This window comes from Pseudobacillus wudalianchiensis, from assembly GCF_001685015.1.
In the GTDB taxonomy this organism is placed as follows: Bacteria; Bacillota; Bacilli; order Bacillales; family Domibacillaceae; genus Pseudobacillus; species Pseudobacillus wudalianchiensis.
The window spans coordinates 61,757-79,496 of record NZ_MAYT01000002.1; the positions used below are offsets into that span (position 1 = coordinate 61,757).

13 protein-coding genes and 1 pseudogene are annotated in these 17,740 nt (G+C 38.1%); 6 read left to right on the plus strand and 8 right to left on the minus strand.

The features are described from left to right. Window positions 1–107: 107 nt before the first annotated feature. Complete coding sequence (locus A8F95_RS04760) at window positions 108–653, minus strand: HXXEE domain-containing protein (protein WP_065409493.1); 546 nt, start codon at window positions 651–653, stop codon at window positions 108–110. Between the two features lie 358 nt (window positions 654–1,011). After that, on the minus strand, window positions 1,012–2,919 hold the full coding sequence (gene shc / locus A8F95_RS04765) for a squalene--hopene cyclase (protein WP_065409494.1): 1,908 nt from the start codon (window positions 2,917–2,919) through the stop codon (window positions 1,012–1,014). A gap of 73 nt (window positions 2,920–2,992) precedes the next feature. On the opposite strand from shc, the gene A8F95_RS04770 reads away from it, so the two are divergent. Then, complete coding sequence (locus A8F95_RS04770; RefSeq protein ID WP_065409495.1) at window positions 2,993–4,168, plus strand: DUF2515 family protein; 1,176 nt, start codon at window positions 2,993–2,995, stop codon at window positions 4,166–4,168. Window positions 4,169–4,510: 342 nt separating this feature from the next. Here the strand turns inward: A8F95_RS04770 and A8F95_RS21560 are convergent. After that, window positions 4,511–4,780: pseudogene (locus tag A8F95_RS21560) on the minus strand (4-hydroxy-3-methylbut-2-en-1-yl diphosphate synthase); the annotation flags it as partial. 425 nt (window positions 4,781–5,205) lie between these two features. Here A8F95_RS21560 and A8F95_RS04775 point away from each other — a divergent pair. Both A8F95_RS04775 and A8F95_RS04780 read left to right on the plus strand, forming a co-directional pair. Beyond that, on the plus strand, window positions 5,206–6,654 hold the full coding sequence (locus A8F95_RS04775) for a purine-cytosine permease family protein (RefSeq protein WP_065409496.1): 1,449 nt from the start codon (window positions 5,206–5,208) through the stop codon (window positions 6,652–6,654). Between the two features lie 346 nt (window positions 6,655–7,000). Beyond that, the gene (locus A8F95_RS04780; RefSeq protein WP_065409497.1) at window positions 7,001–7,849 is read left to right on the plus strand and encodes an MBL fold metallo-hydrolase; all 849 of its coding nucleotides are present in this window, start codon (window positions 7,001–7,003) and stop codon (window positions 7,847–7,849) included. Window positions 7,850–8,160: 311 nt separating this feature from the next. Here the strand turns inward: A8F95_RS04780 and A8F95_RS04785 are convergent, their stop codons facing one another. After that, window positions 8,161–9,342, minus strand: a complete 1,182-nt coding sequence (locus tag A8F95_RS04785; protein WP_065409498.1) for a NupC/NupG family nucleoside CNT transporter — start codon at window positions 9,340–9,342, stop codon at window positions 8,161–8,163. Window positions 9,343–10,183: 841 nt separating this feature from the next. On the opposite strand from A8F95_RS04785, the gene A8F95_RS04795 reads away from it, so the two are divergent. Continuing rightward, the gene (locus tag A8F95_RS04795; protein ID WP_065409500.1) at window positions 10,184–11,485 is read left to right on the plus strand and encodes a GHKL domain-containing protein; all 1,302 of its coding nucleotides are present in this window, start codon (window positions 10,184–10,186) and stop codon (window positions 11,483–11,485) included. A gap of 391 nt (window positions 11,486–11,876) precedes the next feature. Beyond that, the gene (locus tag A8F95_RS04800; protein WP_065409501.1) at window positions 11,877–12,761 is read left to right on the plus strand and encodes a DMT family transporter; all 885 of its coding nucleotides are present in this window, start codon (window positions 11,877–11,879) and stop codon (window positions 12,759–12,761) included. A 154-nt stretch (window positions 12,762–12,915) separates the two neighbouring features. Here A8F95_RS04800 and A8F95_RS04805 read toward each other — a convergent pair whose 3' ends face one another. The 4 genes from A8F95_RS04805 to A8F95_RS04820 all read right to left on the minus strand — a co-directional run bounded on the left by A8F95_RS04805 (window position 12,916) and on the right by A8F95_RS04820 (window position 16,039). Then, window positions 12,916–14,220, minus strand: coding sequence for an alpha/beta hydrolase family protein (locus tag A8F95_RS04805; RefSeq protein ID WP_065409502.1), 1,305 nt, complete (start codon window positions 14,218–14,220; stop codon window positions 12,916–12,918). Between the two features lie 164 nt (window positions 14,221–14,384). After that, window positions 14,385–14,816: a DUF3021 family protein gene (locus tag A8F95_RS04810; RefSeq protein ID WP_065409503.1), complete on the minus strand. Its 432-nt coding sequence runs from the start codon at window positions 14,814–14,816 to the stop codon at window positions 14,385–14,387. Between the two features lie 14 nt (window positions 14,817–14,830). Further along, a complete protein-coding gene (locus A8F95_RS04815) occupies window positions 14,831–15,268 on the minus strand; it encodes a LytTR family DNA-binding domain-containing protein (RefSeq protein ID WP_065409504.1) in 438 nt (145 codons plus the stop codon). Window positions 15,269–15,598: 330 nt separating this feature from the next. Next, entirely contained in the window at window positions 15,599–16,039 is a 441-nt protein-coding gene (locus A8F95_RS04820; RefSeq protein ID WP_077247219.1) for a GNAT family N-acetyltransferase, read from the minus strand. 470 nt (window positions 16,040–16,509) lie between these two features. On the opposite strand from A8F95_RS04820, the gene A8F95_RS04825 reads away from it, so the two are divergent. Next, on the plus strand, window positions 16,510–17,709 hold the full coding sequence (locus A8F95_RS04825) for an MFS transporter (protein ID WP_281181740.1): 1,200 nt from the start codon (window positions 16,510–16,512) through the stop codon (window positions 17,707–17,709). The last annotated feature ends 31 nt before the right edge of the window (window positions 17,710–17,740 follow it).

The following is a 17,740-nucleotide window of genomic DNA, read 5'->3' on the forward strand; positions in this document are numbered from 1 at the left end:
AAAATGATCTTGCAAAAGCGCTCGTTAATGCAAACTTGCTAGTTATTAAAAAGGAGGATTCTTTAACTCCAGCCGGTCAAGTGACTTTATAAAAAAATCTGGGCCAGTTATTGAATAAAATAACGGCCTAAAAGATTACCAACTAGAAAAATCAGGATGAAGATTATACTAACCGGGATGCTAGTGAATATTAAATGCCAGTCCATCTGTCCATATTCAGCTAAAGAATAATACGTAAGGAGGCAGTAAGGGATAAGGAGGAACAATGACGTTATGATGCCAGGCGTGTAGCCCCTAAACATGATGGTTTGAACAATATGCATGAATGCTTGCAAAACAAATAAATTAAGAATGGCTATAAATAAAAGAAAGCCCCTTCCATTAGATGAAAAATGGGCGGTCGTCAATGTAATGAAGGAGATAAACAGTAAAATCCATGTAGCCGAAATAGCAAGCTGGGCAGCAGTTGAACCTGTTTTCTCCCTCATTCTTAATGCTAGTTTGACGAAGTTAGTTTTCGGATAATGGCCTTTGTTTGCAGTCATGGAAGATTCAATGGTTATGATTTCTTCTAAGTCATGGAAAATAAAAACGATGGGAAGCAACCATATTAATGTGTTCAGATTGAAAAATTGTTGGAGAGTTCCTAGCATCCTTTGTCTCCCTCCTTTTTAGTTGGTTAGATTTCGTTTTCTCCAATACCTGCCGTCTTCTGTCGTTTCTCCCTTTTGCGGGACAAGAGGTAAAAGTATACCGAAAAATCACTCAAGAGATTTTTTTAGCAGGCTATGACCTTAAAGATTGTGATTTTGAATATAATTTTACACATAGCGGAATGGAGTGGAAGACACTCTGGCTGCTAAGGGAAGCAGAGGAAAGGCCCAGACGCCAAAGGCGAAGCCAAGGAAGCTCAACTTCCTCCCCAGGGAATCTTGTGTCTGGAGCGCAATGGAATGGGCATGTTACTTTAGGATACAAAACAACAAAGTATGCCTTTTAGTAAATAAATTGTTAAGTAGTATTCTTCTTATGTGAAAAATCCGTTAGAAGCTGCCCGCCAGCTAATTTTTGATAATGGGCAAGGGAAAGCAATGGAAAAACATATTCATAACAATGATAATTAATATAAAAGGATCCTGCCATTCCCCTTCCTTTTGGATAGGTCGTCGTCCAATTCTTTTCTTTTTTATCCACTAAAAAAGCTGCACCGTTCTCAATTTCAGGTGTTATGCTAGTTGCGGCTAAGATGAGTGTGTCAAGGGCCCAAGCGGTATGAGTGCGGGTACTTTCGCCCAACGGCACATAACAGTTTTCGATATCACTTTTACAGGATTCTCCCCAGCCACCGTCGGAATTTTGAATTTTTCGCAACCATGCTAGTGCCTTTTGAATAGCTGAATGATTTGTAGGTACCCCAACCGCAATCAATCCCGTTACAGCCGCCCAAGTACCATAAATATACACGCCCCATCGCCCTACCCAGGAGCCATCTGAATTTTGATGCCGCAGCAGCCAACGAATTCCACGCTTTACCATAGGATGATGATGATCCAAATGGGTATAGTTTCCGAAGAATTCTAAAGTCCTTCCCGTTAAATCAACCGTCGACGGATCAATCAATAAATCTTTTCCCCCTTCTATAGGTAACAGGTTCAACACTTTTTTATCTACATTCTTTTCGAATGCAGCCCAACCGCCGTCATTGTTTTGCATGGAAATGAGCCAGTTTATTCCACGATCCCATGATTGCCGGCAATCCACTTGCTTTGTGGCCAAAGTACGTATCGCTCGGAGTGAAGCGGTTGTGTCGTCAATATCTGGGTGGAACGTGTTCATGTCCGCAAACCCCCAACCTCCCGGTAACAGGTTCGGTTCATGAATGGCCCAATCCCCGTATTTGAGATGCTGACGGGAGAGAATGTAATCATTTGCCTTTTGTATAATGTTGGATGAATAGGGAACCCCAGCTTCTTGCAGAGCATAATTGATTAAAGTCGTATTCCAGACTGAAGCAGTCGTGTACTGGCAGTGAAGCTCCCCGTCAATTCGGCAGGTCATCGCTTTTAATCCTTGCACGGCACGAGTAATCACCGGATGTGTATTTGGATACCCCCTCGCCAGTAAGGCATAAATCATGAGAGAGGTCGTGCTGAAATAATTAACATAGGTGCCGTCCGGTTCGATTCGGTCCAGCATATATTTTTCAGCACGGGATAATGCCAATTCCCGAAGGTTTACAGAGGATTTTAGCCCCTTAATCCCCTGTTTAATCAATTTGATCACCGAGCGGGCCTCTTCCTCTTGATTCTCTGTAAAAAAACGAACCTCTTTTTTTTGAAACAAATCGGAGAGATTAGGCGATCGAGGGGTTCTCTTACGAAAATTCGTATTGGCGAGAATTAAAAAAGGGATAATATTCGCTCTTCCGTATACGGAGAGGTCAAAAAGGTTAATTGGAAAGGAGTCTGGTAAAAGCATCACTTCAATATTAATGGGGAAGTGCGGCCACGCACATTGTCCTGTTAGGGCCAATAGGATTTTCAAAAACATATGGACTTCCGCGGCCCCTCCATTGGCCAGAATAAACCTTCTTGCTGATTGGATTTCCTGGTCTTTTGAATCTCGATAACCAGAATAAAGAAGAGCATAATATGCTTCCACAGTGGATGTCAGATTCCCTTTTTCCTCATCATGAAACAGCTTCCAAGACCCATCTTCCTGCTGTTTCCTAGCGATACGTTGCACCAATTCCTTTATGTACTTCTCATCATTTATCTCCAATGTCCGTAATAAGATAATCATACTGCAGTCCGTTGCAATCCCGGTCTCAAAAGGATAACGCCAGGCCCCGTCCTCTGATTGGTCTTGGACCAACTGATGGGCGATTCTGTTCATTTCCTTATATACCCGATCCATCATTTTACCTATCCTCTCCCAAAAATCTCTCTTTTTATCATTCATATTCCGTGAGCACTATGAATATGTTCCTTTGATGGGGAGATGGGAACAGTCAAAATGCTTTGAAAAGGATGATGCCGTTTTGCTGGACTCTTTATCAGATGTAAAAAAAGAATTGAAAAAAAAGATGAAGAAGAAATCTGGTTACCTTCTGCCATGTTTATCAGAAAATGATAAACAATATATTGACCTTATAAGAGAACAGACGAAACAACTTAACCAAAACAATGTAACACGGACGCAAGCTTATCTTCAGTTTTACCTTCAGTATCCTGAAATACATTGGGCTCTTCTTGGACATATGGTATCGCGAAATGTCGGTTGGAACATGACGGATTTAAAAGGGGAATTGCTGACGAAACTTCTACCTGAAAGAGATCAGAAAGCTTTTTTTTCCTTTTTAGAACGCGGCAGTTGGTTGATTTTTCAAGATGTATATCCTCAATTTTCGGTTTATGATCTGAGTGTGAGGGGGAGCAAAGAAATGTTCCACCTTTTGCCTTTCTTTTACACTTCTACCTTCATGGAGACGATGTGGCGTTATTTTTGGCGCAGCGGGGATAGCTATACGTTGGCAATTGCGATGGTGATAAATGAACAAAGCTATTTGGAAAAAGGGTTGATTCAAAATCATCATTTCAAAAAAAACGTAACCGGTACGGTCAGTTTCAAAATGTACGAGTTTCTGCGGCTGAATAACATTCTATTTCCCTACTATGAAGGGGAAAAAGCGGAGAAAGCTTCACTTGTCGGTGCCACCTCACGGCACTTCACTTCGCTCCACGAAAGAATTTTATTCGGAAAAAATTTGTATTCCATTCTTTTTCAGCGCGAAGAGATTTTGGCGAGGGTCTTGAAATGGGCACATGAATGCCCTCATACCGGCTCAAGGAAAGATTATTGGCCTGATTTGTTTAATGATGTAAATGAATCTTTACCCCGTTCCCTTTATAAAAGACGGGTCAAGAATTGTTTGTTAAGAAAGGGAGCTAAGCGGCTGTACAGTCCGTCTTTAAAATACGCCTGGCCGAATACCCCTCATGAAGATACGAAGAGTAGAGATTGGTTTGAGGATTGGCGTGTTCTGGATTATATTTATAAAGAAGCCAGCTTCAACGGTGAAATTTTAAATAATTATTGCAAAACCCTTGAAACAATTGAACTTGCGGTTATGGCGAAGGAAGCCCTTCTGTTACGAGAGGAAGAATAATCATTAATGAGTGATAGTCCTAGTGTTGTTTAAATGGTGGCAGTGCAATGTGGAATCATTAATGTATAAAGGGTCATAAAAATTCATTATAAAACATGAATTTTTAATATGTTTTTCAGCTGTTGATAAAAAACGCTCGTATAGTAGGTGCAGTGAACCGTACCATCAATAAATGAGGTTTTTAGCCAAATGCCTCTCCCTAAGGTTGAGAAGGCTAGATTAATATAAGATTTTCTTAGCAGAGGTAAAAATAATATAAATATAATTATTTCAATATTATGATGATACTGAGATGAATATTAAAGCGTTTCCGCTTTTGCTCTTTATTAGGCTTTTTGTTTTTCAGGTTCTTTTTTTGAAGTATTCTTTGGCTAATTGATCAATTTCCTTTTTTAATTCCTTAACCATAGTTTCCTCTGGCACTTTGCGAAAAATTTATCCTTTATGGAATAAGCTTTTACCAAGTGTTCCTCCAATTCCGATATCAGCTTCTTTTGCTTCCCCAGGGCCATTTATAACACAACCAAGTATCGAAACCTTAATCGGTGCTCGAGTAGTGGAGATATCAACTTCATTTGCGATGCTGATTAAATCAATTTCAATGCTTCCACATCATATATTTCTGACATTGTCATGATTTGAATGAAAAAGGTTCGTAGGTGAAAGATAGAACTAATTTTAGAGTATACACAACATAAGCTAGCTATTATTTTATTTTTATGAATAATATTATATGAAAATAGTATGCAAAGTTGAGAAAAAACCTTAATTTTAAAGGATTATTCATACTTGCTTTGTCCCGCCACCACTTGATTATATTAATAAATTATGTATACAATATAAATATGTAGAAAATAAATGTATAAAAAAAGGAAGATATTTTCTTTTTTAAAATGCTCACAAATGCACATTCTGCTACCCCCTTAAGCTGGCATTCAATTAAAAAGGGTGTAATTGAATGTGAAAATAAAACGAAGGATGGGGATAGAAAGAGAATTGGGGACAGGATGTGGAGAGCACCATGAAAGGATGATTGCATGAGTGCAGATCTAGCGAAAGGTCTCCATGAAGAGGAAAAAGACATAGCAAAAGGTCTCCAAGAAGAAACGGATTATTCATATGATAAGGTTCCGGTAGAAAAACGGAATATGGGATGGTTTAGTGTTACCAACATCACGTTTGGTATTGCCACGGCGATTTTTTATTTTCAAATGGGCAGTGTAATGGCCCTTCAATTTGGCGCGATGAATGCGATTATTTCAGCGATTTATGCCATTGTGATTGCAGGTGTCTTAGGCACAGTGATTGCCTATTTATCCGCGAAGTCAGGAATGAACGTAAACCTTATGTCTAGACAAGGGTTCGGGTATATTGGTGCTTCGTTAACCTCATTAATTTACGCATCTAATTTTATCATGTATTGTGCCTTTGAAGGGATGATCCTCGTATCGGCAGTACATGCATTTTTCCCCGAAATACCACTATGGCTTTTGATTGTTGTATTTGGATCCATTGTCATCCCACTTAATTGGTTTGGTATTAAACAATTGGATAAATTACAAAAATGGTCATTACCAATCTTCTTTATCTTTTTAATTACTATTATCATTGTCGCAGCCATGATGCCATCACAATATGCTGGACAATTTTGGACTTATATGCCGGAGGGTGTACAAATAGGTGGAACAGCTTTACTATTATGTATTGGAATGCAGCACGGGATTATGGGATTAACGGCTTTAATTGCGTCTGACTATGCGCGCTTCCTTAAACCTAAAGATATAAAATTGGGATCGATTATGATCGGATTTATTCCCCAAATTTTTTGTTTTGGTATCATGGGGTTACTTGGAATATGGTTTGGCGTCCGGTTAGCTGAATCTAATCCAGGCATATATATTGTCACAATTCTCGGACTTGGTGGAGTTCTTTTTACGATGTTAACCCAACTGCGTATTAACGTGACAAATATTTACAGTGCTTCCCTATCATTGTCCAACTTTTTTGAGAATGTATTTCATTTCAAACCGGATCGCCGCTTTTGGGTTGTTGTCGCAGGCGTCGTGTCGATTGCGCTCATGCTTGGCGGCATCTTAGATTATTTAGGGAGTGCAATGATATTCCAAGGTGTTCTCTTAATGGCTTGGGCTGCTATTTTGGTCACAGATGCATTAATCGTGAAGAAGCTGTTGAAAGTTGGACCAAAAGAATATGAAGCGAGACAAGAAAAACTATATAAATGGAATCCTACTGGGGTTTTACCATTAATTGTATCAAGTGTTCTTGGAACGATTGCGGCATTAGGCTTTATGGGGACATTCTTGCAAAATACAGCCACTTTCTTTGCGGCCGTGTTGGCTTCACTTCTTACCATTGCAATAGCTATCTATACGAAGGGGAGCTACTACAGTAAAGAATCTGTGAAAACCAGTGTAAAACGGCAAAAGGAGAGGAAAAGTCAATATACGCAAGAGAGTACTAATTGATGCATACAAATAAAAATAAATAATCCAAGTCTGATCAAGGTTCCCGCTAGGATAAGCGGGGCCTTTTGATGTTTGGAACCTAAACAGGTAAAAAACCTCCCCTTACCATAAGTAAGTGAGATTTTATTTAAGATTAAAATATAGTTGGTGAATTCCTCAAGTGGGGAATGAAGGACAATTCTTTGCAGGAATGTTATATAAAAGCCCTTCAACCGGTATAAGGCTTCACTTTGATATTGCACGAATAGCCTTACCGTAAATAGAGATAGTTTTTTTAAGGATTCTCTTATGAGTAAACAACCGCTATTCGGTTTAAAATATTGTAAAAGAAAGGAGGCAGCTCTTTATGCATTCAATTAACAAAATAGGTAAGTGTTTTTGGTACATTACTCCAATATCGGTAACCGACCGGCCTATTCTAGGGATGGTAGTAGGCAATAACAAGACATTAATGATTGATGCAGGCAACTCGGAAGACCATGCAAATTATTTTACGGAAGAACTTTCAAAAAAAGGGGTCCCTAATCCTGATATGGTTGTTCTAACTCATTGGCATTGGGATCATATTTTTGGTCTTTCAGCATTACCTAATACAGTTTCTATGGCTTCCAAAGAAACGAAAAAAGAAATGGCGAAGCTAATCCCGCTTTCATGGTCAGACGAGGCATTAGATGCACGAGTGAAAGAAGGATCGGAAATTGAATTTTGTGCGAATGCAATCAAGGAGGAATACACGGATCACCGAGATATAAAGATTGTCTTGCCGGATTTAACTTTTGAAAAACGAGTGGAAATTGATCTTGGTGGGATAACTTGTATCGTACAACATGTTGGAGGGGATCACGCTGCAGATTCAGTAATCGTGTATATTGAAGAAGAAAAGATTCTCTTTCTTGGTGACTGTATTTATCCTGATATTTTTTCCGAAAAAGAAAACTACACAATCAAGGAAACGCTGCGGCTATTAGATGAATTAGAATCCTTTGACGCAGATACATATATACCTTCGCATCAAAAGCCGATTTCAAAAGAGGAATTTAATAAGGAAGCTGCTAAGCTTAGAACCATTGCGAAATATACAGAAATTTGCGGTGGTGATAAACAGAAAATAATGGAGGAATACGAAAAGTACGTAAAAAGGGGGCTTACAGAAGACGAAAGAGAAACAATCGCTGACTTTGTAAATGGTTATTAAATGACCCCTGTGTTTAGCAGGGTTTTTTTATGAAATTTGCTTTTCTGTGATTGCCAAATCAAAGCTCCTTCTCAAATTCTTTGCCGACTTTTTATCCTGATATTGCTTTAGCAAAGATGACGAAAAAATTGAAGATGCATTAATGCTTAATGAGGAAATTAAAGATCTATTAATGAAGTTACATTATTAGCAAAAGGCAGTGGTTTACTCCCACTGCCTTTTTGAAGTAAGGACTCTCATGAAATGAGAACCATGTCATTAAAGGCCGTTGTTTTCCATTCAACCAATACGCCGTGATTACCTAGCATGTGTTATAAAATGAGGCTAACGATGATGCCTGAAAGGATGCTTACAAGTGTGGCACCATATAACAGTTTCAACCCAAAGCGCGCAACGGCATTTCCTTGCTTTTCATTCAGACTTTTAACCGCCCCGGTAATGATACCGATGGATGAGAAATTGGCGAAGGAAACCAGGAATACAGAAAGAATTCCGAGTGTGCGGTCACTAAAGTGATGGTTACCTCCTGATAAATCCATCATCGCGACAAATTCATTGGTGACCAGTTTAGTCGCCATAATCCCCCCAGCACTAACCGCCTCCGATGAAGGAATTCCCATAATGAAGGCGATTGGGGCAAAGAGATAACCTAGTAGCCGCTGAAAAGAGATGTTAAACAATAGCTCAAACACATGGTTGAATCCTGCCATTAAAGCAATGAATCCGATCAGCATAGCCCCAACGATAATGGCAACCTTAAAACCATCAAGGATATACTCCCCGAGCATTTCAAAAAAGGATTGCTTTTCCTGCTGTTGTATTTCTAATAGATCTTCATTTGGTTTTATCTCGTAGGGATTAATAATAGAAGCTATAATAAAACCGCCAAATAAATTTAAAACTAAAGCTGTAACAATATATTTTGGCTCAAGCATCGTCATATAAGCCCCAACTATGGACATCGATACAGTCGACATCGCCGAAGCACATAGAGTATACAAACGCTGTGTCGAAAGCAGGTCGAGTTGTTTTTTCAATGTGATGAAAACCTCCGATTGTCCGACCATCAGCGAAGCAACTGCATTATATGATTCAAGTCTGCCCATCCCATTCACTTTACTTAATAGCCATCCAATTCCCTTCATGAGGAACGGTAGAATTCTCAGATGTTGAAGAATTCCAATTAATACAGAAATAAATACAATTGGCAGCAATACATTTAAAAAGAATGGAGCCTCTCCCTTGTTCGCCATGCCGCCAAACACAAAGGAAACCCCTTCATTTGCATATTCGAGCAGTACGCTGAAAACAGTAGCTATTCCCTTGATGATGATTAAGCCATATTCTGTATTTAACAGGAACACTGATAAAATAAGTTGAATAACAATCATTGTGATAACAGGTTTTAGTTTTATCTCTTTTCGGTTGGAACTTGCCAACCAAGCCAAAAATAATACAACAAAAATACCTAAGATAGAAATGACATATCGCATACGTAACCTCCTGATGAATTTAAACAATATGGGCACGCTTCCAGTGAATTTACCACTAGTAAGGTTACCGCTAGAATAGTAACCTCTTTTATCCGTGATTACAATGGATATTTTGTCCATGTTTCATAAAAGTAACACAAAAGCTCGTCTAACAATGGTTTGTAAGGGCAGTAAATTTAAGGAGATTATTTTTATGCAACTACCTATTAATTAGAATGCCCTAAATGCTGAAAGAGATAGGAAGGATTTTTATAAAAGTACAAATAACATTTATACCAATTTGTTCAAGCTGAATTAAACGACGTCTCAGTTTACCAGGGGAGACTTCATCGTGATGACAGGGACAAAATATATAGCCTTATGTCCAAGATAAAGCATTTTCATGCAATAGAAAGAAGCATTAAAAGCAGACAAAAAAGGTTTGTAGTGACCTATACCCTGAATGATGGACACTTAAAAAAAAGTCCCTTACTAAGGTGTGACTATGTCTATAGGCTGGAGACCGGTTTTTAGTGCAAAAAAGGGACTGTATTGAAAACTGGTTAAGAAACTTATTTAAATACATCGTGATGAACCATAACATAACTAACGATAAAATTTTAATTGGCTTAATTGGGATATTTGGTATGATGGTTATGCAGGTCCAGGATTTGTATAAAAAGCTGAAATGTAGTTTCATCATCGATTTATGATGGGCTATAGAAAGTTGTTTATGGAGAAAGAAATAGCTGCTTCAAGGTGAAAATGCTGAGTTTTGTTCGAGTCGCATGGGGTGTATGAATAGGGAAAACAGATTATCTGCCTTTTCGACTTTATAAAGGTGAGGAAGTACAAGTTCATTATGAAAAGAAATAAAATAAAACTAATTTTTATCTTATCTATTATGCTGTTGTTGTTTTTTACAAGTTTGAATATGTATACTTCTTATTTAAAAATAAAAAGGACGGTTGAAGAGTCAATTGCAAATCAAAGTGTGGAAGCGGCAAAGTCCATCGCTTCTTCGATAGATATAGAAACGTATGAGCAGTTTTTGCTTAACCCTGTAAAAAACGAACCTTATTGGGAACTTAGAAGCTACTTAAATGATGCGAGGGAAAAAATAGGGGCCTTATATGTTTATACCCTTGCGATTGACAATCCAAAAGCAGCAAAAACCATGATTGTGGGGATGCCGGAAGAGGCAAAAAGGAGTTTTCCGATAGGAGAGGTTTGCACAGTACCGGAAAAGCAGGTTAAGAGAGCCTATGAAGGAAAGGCGTATGTCACAGGAGTCATTAAGGATGACAAGTATGGAGATTATTTATCTGTTGGAGCACCTATAAAGGGTCGTGACGGAAAGATTATTGGTTATTTGGGGATTGATATTGGCGCTGATATGCTGGAGGATATCGGAGGAAAAGTAATAGAAAACAGTATTTCTATCCTTGTTTTTAATGGTGTCTTCGTATTCATTGTGTTACTATCCTTTTTTATAATGAATAAATGGTATCAAAAAGAATCCGTAAAGGAAATTGAGGAGACAGAGGGCACTTACCAAACAGAAATTAGAACGTTAATCTCCTCTGTTCAATCTTTAAGACATGACTTTATTAATCATGTTCAAGTATTGCACGGGCTTCTCAAATTAGAGAAACAAGCTCAGGCATTAGACTATGCCGCTTCCTTATTTAAAGAAGTTCAGGCTATTGAATCCATAAAATTAAATGTAGATAATCCCGGACTCTCTGTATTGTTGCAAACGAAGAAACTTTCTGCTCAAAATTATAATATTGATATTCAATTTACAATCTCTAGTGATCCATTTGATATGATCAAAACAACGGATTTAATCAAAATATTATCGAATTTAATTGATAATGCCATTGATGCAACAATCGAGCTGCCTGAGGATGAACGGAAAATAGACATAGTATGTCGAGCAGATGTAAATCAGTATGTATTTAAAATTACCAATACAGGATCAAAGATTAAGGATAAGGAAAATATCTTTAAAAGCGGATTTTCGACGAAAGAAGCAGTGCCCGGAAAAGTAAGAGGGCAAGGTTTATTTATTGTGAAGGAAGTCGTTAATAAGTACAACGGACGTATCTCCATCGATTCAACTGGATTAGAGACTGTCGCCATAGTGGAAATCCCTAAATAAAGAAAGTTTGAACTTAAATGCTAGCCGATATAAGATATAAGATATAACCTCTTGTGGTAAGAAGCTGTACCATACAAGTATTGTTCTTAATACTTGTATGGTGCAGCTTTATTGTTTGTTTGAAGTTCCCTGCATTATGGATAGGAGAAGCTTCTAATTAAATACGAAATAAAATCATTATATTTTATGCTGCTTTTTAAAAACTCACTCCTTTGTCTACGAAATTTTTGTTCCTCCAAGGCATTTCTGTACTCTTCCTTTGGTTCAATCCTTTAAACAGCACTTAATCTGCATGTTAGTGAATGCATACATCCAAACAAAAAGGTATATGAAAAATTCTAGTAAGTATAAAATAGGACAGTTAGCATTTGTTGTAGGAAGGGTGATAACGATGTTAAAAGCATATATATGGCTAACATTTTGTGTAATGGTGTGGGGGAGCAACTTTGTATTTGGGAAGATACTAGTCCAAGATTTTTCCCCGGCTCTGTTAACCATGCTTAGACTTTTCTTTATTGTAGTATTTTTAATTGGATTATCCTCATATAAAAAACACTTTAAACGAGTTAATAAATCGGATTTACTTGCGGTGTTTTTTCTAGGAGTTATTGGTGTTTTTATAAACCAATGGTCCTTTTTCGTAGGACTGCAAACGGCTGATCCCACAACCTCTGCCCTCATTTTGGCCACTACCCCTATCTTAACTAGTGTCTTAGCTGCTATTTTTTTGAAAGAAAAATTAACCATTCGTATGTTGATGGGATCGATTGTGGCAATCGTAGGGATTTATTTTGTTGTAGCGAAAGGGAATTTATCTTCGGTACATATTGATAAAGGTTTATCATGGATTGTGATTACCATGATAACCTTCGCCATTATGATTATCATAACAAGGCTTCTTTCTCAAAGAATCGATCCATTTACCATTACTTTATACTCAAATGTTGTAGGTTTGGTTGTATCGGTTCCTTTTGCTTTTTTATTAGATAATCCTGTACGGTTAAGCCCTAAGGCGCCAGATTGGATTTTGCTGATTGGAACTGCCGTTGTTGTACACGGTGTAGCAACATTGATTTGGAATAATAACATTAGACATGTTGATGCTTCGAAGGCTTCTATATTATCTAATTTAGAGCCTTTTGTAGCCATGATCATGGGATTGATATTGTTATACAAACCAATAACGGGAGCAGAAATTTTAGGATCACTATTTATAGTGGGAGGAGTAGTGCTATCTACGTACCAACGAAGAAAGCTGCATAGCCGATCAAATTAACAAGACTTCTATTATAAAAACTTTAACACCGCTTAAATATAAGAAGAGCTTTGCTAATTGTTTAGATAAGCAAAGCTCTTCAAGCTAATTTTTACATAGAAAGAATATAAAAAGCTGTATTACTTACTTTTCTTTTATAGTTCCTGAATAAAAATCAATAGGTTTTTTTGGGAGCAAAATGGCCAATTCCCTTTAATTCATAGTCGAAAAATTCAAGAATGAGTTCATTTTCAGTTTCAATACAGTAATATGGATCGACATCGGCTTTTCCACCTTGCAGGCTATTGGCAAGCAGAGGAGAGAAAAGCGGTAAATCGGTTAGGCTTAGATGTTTCGTCCCTTGAAAATGAACGGTATAGGCTTCTTTGAAGCTCTTATTATTGAGTTTGTTCGCTGCATAAGTAGAGTTGCTGTCGAGCTGTCCCCAAACATCGTCGGAATATAGGTTAAAAATGGGGGTTTTGTAGGCTTTGCTGCTTGCCGCAAAATCACCCATATCTTTCTTGTACACAAGCTCACTAAAGAACGGGGCATCAATATTGACAACAGCATCTATATCGTTACGCTCTCTGCCTAACAAGACACTTGCCGATCCGCCCATTGAGTGTCCGAATACGCCAATTTTTTCTGTATTAATCTTTTGATATACGGAATTAGGGTTATTCTTAGATTTATTAAGGATCGTATCAAGAACAAAATTCATATCATCCGTTCGCAGCTTCATCCATTTTTGAATGAGTCCATAGAGTTCTTTCCTCGTGTAAACACCTTCTTTATTGGCGTTGCTGACTTCGCGATTATAATTTGTATTAATCAAAGTCTTTGTGCCATCAGCCGAAGCAGTATAGAAGGAGTGATAAGGATGATCGATGGACACGACTACATACCCGTGGCTTGCCAGCTCCGTGTAGGTAGAAGTATTACTGGCCTTAATGCCGTATGCTCCATGTGAGAACACTAAAAGAGGATAGGTACCATTTGCATTTTTCGGATACCAAAACTCCACGTTCACAAATCTATTTTGTTTTTTGTCGGAGAATTCGTCTATGCGATTTTTGTCAGTATAAGTATAAGAAGCCGTTGCGACGTCATATTTGCCTGTTACTTTTGGTGATGGATGCTGCGGAAAAACAATGGCAGGTGCAAGCGCAAATACGAATACCGCTGTCATCACAATAGATTTCCAGACAATAGAAGAAGTTTTGTATGTTTGTTTGTTTGTTTTATTGCGGACAAGAGAAACTGTTCCTTTTAGCGCTAATAGGAAAAGCAGCACGGCAAGCATAACCCAGCGGAAACTCCATACAATGACCGATGAAAGTGTAAGCAGGATAAAGACTGCAAATACAGAAATCCTAATCCAATTCTTTAATTTTTTATGGTTTTGCTTCGTTGCCATACAATAGATGGCAAAACCAATCTCAAATACTAAAACGAGCAACAATAGTAAAGTTCCCATAATGGTTACTCCTTCTCTTTAAATAATTTATTTATGAACTCATCATAAAAAATTGCGAAAAGGTTGTATATAGAAAAATAGTAAGTTGTATCTATAAGGCAATAAGATGCAAAAAAGCAGTAAGCCATAAAGCTTACTGCATGACAATCTGTTTTATGATCGTTTTAATAAACATCTTTCTTGAACGCCTTTAGTTTTTCATTGATTTTTTGGGCTTCTTTTTTATCATTTTGCCATGACAGCAGACGAACTAGCGTATAGATCACTGCGATTTCTAGTGCCAGAGTAATGGCATCCGATGTACTATTCACAATATCAAAAATGCTGCCAAGGATAATTAATAGAATCTCTAAAGCGGCAAAGTGAATGACCATTCTTATGCGCATTTCCTTCTCGCTGATATCATGAGGAGAATACAAAATAAATCCCATTAAGGCACTGAAAATTGAAAAAACCATTACAATATAAATCGACTTTAAATCGAAGGCCAGATCGGGATAATACACCTGTCGCAAAATCGTAATAATGATGATGATGGACGCAAAGATAATCAAGAAATCCTTCATCACCTTTTGTACAAATCCGGAAAGCTTCATATTTATCCTCCCTTTTACAATCCAAGCATATTTTTAAGGACGGGCACATACTGTCGGGATACAACAGCACGTTCCCCATTATCAAGCACCGCCTCGAATCGGCCGCTTATGGATGGATAAATAGATGAAATTTTAGCTATGTTCAAGATCGTTGATTTGGATGCACGAAAACAGTTCTTTCCTTTGCATACTTCCTCTAACTCATAAAGCTTTTGTTTTACCTCAAAAACGTTGTCCTTGCAGTAACTAAAAACCTTTCCGTCCACCGCCTCAAAATAATAGATATCACTAAGCTTAATTCGGTAAACTTGATCATTTTGATATCCGATTACGATGGGAACTTCGGTTCTCAGCCTGTTTGCCATTGCATGTATTTCGTCATTTACCTCATGACATCTAATGAGAATTTCTTCTTCCAGTTCTTTGTCTATTTCCTCTATTGAAATTTTCATATAATCACCCACGGAAATTCAAACTATTTCAGGTCGACAATGGAGTCGGTTTTATTAATTTGTAAATGGTGTAAGTCTAAGTAAGCTTGTCTATCTTCAAAATTAAAGATAGGAGACTTTGAGCATTGTCATCAAGGTGGTTGTTCGTATTTCTGCTAGCATGATCTGACGGCGTTCCTCGGATGACTTTATTATGTTTTATATTTTATCAGATTGTCGTTTGGTATTGATACTGCGATGTTAACCAGAGTTTATCCATTTCGTTAAATTAAGTGTAGGAGAAGGAGAACCCCATCATAAAGAAAAGTCTAGATAGGGTCATTAAGGACTTTAGAGAGGTCTTTCAAAAACGGTTAATATTTCTTTAAAACCGAATTGCTGGCAAAGAGCTGTTGAATGATTACCAGAAAAAATGCTTAATTGAACTTTTTTATAATGGCCTTGTTTTAACCGTTTTAAGGCTTCCTGTGTGAGTTCTTTGGCTATGCCCGATTTTCTATATGGAGAGAAAACGTAAATATCAAGAAGGTATCCGATTTCTTCAAAGGAATAAAGGTCAATATTTGTCCCGACTAGGATCCATCCTAATAGGGTGTTTTCTTTTTCGGCTACTAAATAGTAAGCTCCGTTTTCAAGAGCAGGTTTGAATACCTCGCTTATAATATTGTCTCGGCTAGGTTTAAGATATCCCATTGATCCTTCTTCGATTACCTCTTGTGAAAAATTTAAAATAAAATCTGTCTCTTTCTGATTGGCTTTTCTAATAATCATGTATATGCCTCCTTATTACCAAGGAAATTAGAGAGGAAGTAAAGCGATTTTACCTGATTATTATCATATGGACGCTTAATTGTTTTGCTATAGGCAAATGAATGTAAATCCATCGTTAATTGTCATACTATCCATAGTTTCGTCGGCAAACATTTTAGAGGAAAAAAATCTAAAATGAGGTCTGCATTTGAATATTCTTTAAGCGGTGATAGGCACAATGATAAGGGAGATATAGTTCATATTCTTAATCTGAGGGTGTATAAACCTTTAAGCAGAGGGTAAATCTTTTAATGATTTCTTTTTTCATTATTGCCCTTTAGGGTTTATCTGTCATTTTCTCCTATTAATTTAGCAGAGGATGAAAGGGTTCATAATAAAGCCTTTTCAGAAAAATAGACCTTGTTTTTTCCATTGAATCCGATTATAGTGAAATGGCAATGACAACTGTCAAGACACCGGAGGTAAAGATGATGGCAGAAAGAACAATTTCACAGAGAAAGCTTCTCGGCATTGCAGGGCTCGGCTGGATGTTTGATGCACTAGATGTTGGGATGCTTTCGTTTATTATTGCAGCCCTGAAAGCAGATTGGGGACTGACACCAGAACAGATGGGGTGGATCGGCAGTGTGAACTCCATCGGAATGGCTGTTGGCGCACTCCTTTTCGGTCTATGGGCAGATCGGATTGGCAGGAAGAATATATTCATTATTACGTTAGTATTGTTTTCGCTTGCGAGCGGTATCTCTGCTTTAACGACGACCCTTTTTGCCTTCTTAGTTCTACGCTTTTTTATTGGCATGGGGCTTGGTGGAGAATTACCTGTTGCCTCAACGCTCGTTTCAGAAAGTGTATCGGCGAAAGAGCGCGGACGAGTGGTTGTGTTACTTGAAAGCTTTTGGGCACTTGGCTGGCTGATTGCCGCACTTATTTCTTATTTTATTATTCCGTCATATGGCTGGAGAGTAGCTCTTATCCTTGGTGCTTTACCTGCTTTTTATGCTATTTATTTGCGATTAAAGCTTCCGGATTCTCCGGCATTTTCACCGAAAAAAGCGGAGAGGCGGTCAATTGGTCAAAACGTCCGAGAGGTTTGGTCGAAGAAATATGCACGCTCTACATTCGTGCTTTGGATGGTCTGGTTCACGGTCGTTTTTTCATATTATGGAATGTTCCTGTGGCTGCCAAGTGTGATGGTCATGAAAGGTTTTAGTATGATTCAAAGTTTTGAATATGTATTAATCATGACTCTAGCACAGCTGCCAGGTTACTTTACAGCTGCATGGCTCATCGAACGAATGGGGAGAAAGTTTGTGCTTGTCACCTATTTACTAGGAACGGCGGGTTCTGCGCTTATTTTCGGTAATGCAGAAACGACAGCAGTACTCATCGTGTCAGGTATCTTTTTATCCTTCTTCAATCTTGGAGCGTGGGGGGCTTTATATGCTTACACCCCTGAACAATATCCATCTGTCATTCGGGGGACAGGTGCCGGTATGGCTGCCTCGATCGGACGCGTAGGCGGGATCCTTGGACCGCTTCTTGTTGGTTCACTTGTTGCAGCAGGTAACTCCATAGGTTTCATTTTTGGGCTATTTTGCGCAAGTATTGTTATTGGTGTGCTTACACTTGCATTTTTAGGGAAAGAAACACGGCAGATTGAATTAACGTAGAAATCAGCATAGCTATTACATTTTTGGCTTG

Excerpts from the sequence above, each read along its gene's own strand:
- A8F95_RS04815 (WP_065409504.1), bottom strand. The coding sequence starts at position 15,268 with ATGAAAATTTCAATAGAGGAAATAGACAAAGAACTGGAAGAAGAAATT.
- A8F95_RS04795 (WP_065409500.1), top strand. The coding sequence starts at position 10,184 with ATGAAAAGAAATAAAATAAAACTAATTTTTATCTTATCTATTATGCTG.
- A8F95_RS04760 (WP_065409493.1), bottom strand. The coding sequence starts at position 653 with ATGCTAGGAACTCTCCAACAATTTTTCAATCTGAACACATTAATATGG.
- A8F95_RS04810 (WP_065409503.1), bottom strand. The coding sequence starts at position 14,816 with ATGAAGCTTTCCGGATTTGTACAAAAGGTGATGAAGGATTTCTTGATT.
- A8F95_RS04820 (WP_077247219.1), bottom strand. The coding sequence starts at position 16,039 with ATGATTATTAGAAAAGCCAATCAGAAAGAGACAGATTTTATTTTAAAT.
- shc (WP_065409494.1), bottom strand. The coding sequence starts at position 2,919 with ATGATGGATCGGGTATATAAGGAAATGAACAGAATCGCCCATCAGTTG.
- A8F95_RS04800 (WP_065409501.1), top strand. The coding sequence starts at position 11,877 with ATGTTAAAAGCATATATATGGCTAACATTTTGTGTAATGGTGTGGGGG.
- A8F95_RS04775 (WP_065409496.1), top strand. The coding sequence starts at position 5,206 with ATGAGTGCAGATCTAGCGAAAGGTCTCCATGAAGAGGAAAAAGACATA.
- A8F95_RS04825 (WP_281181740.1), top strand. The coding sequence starts at position 16,510 with ATGGCAGAAAGAACAATTTCACAGAGAAAGCTTCTCGGCATTGCAGGG.
- A8F95_RS04805 (WP_065409502.1), bottom strand. The coding sequence starts at position 14,220 with ATGGGAACTTTACTATTGTTGCTCGTTTTAGTATTTGAGATTGGTTTT.
- A8F95_RS04785 (WP_065409498.1), bottom strand. The coding sequence starts at position 9,342 with ATGCGATATGTCATTTCTATCTTAGGTATTTTTGTTGTATTATTTTTG.
- A8F95_RS04770 (WP_065409495.1), top strand. The coding sequence starts at position 2,993 with ATGGGGAGATGGGAACAGTCAAAATGCTTTGAAAAGGATGATGCCGTT.
- A8F95_RS04780 (WP_065409497.1), top strand. The coding sequence starts at position 7,001 with ATGCATTCAATTAACAAAATAGGTAAGTGTTTTTGGTACATTACTCCA.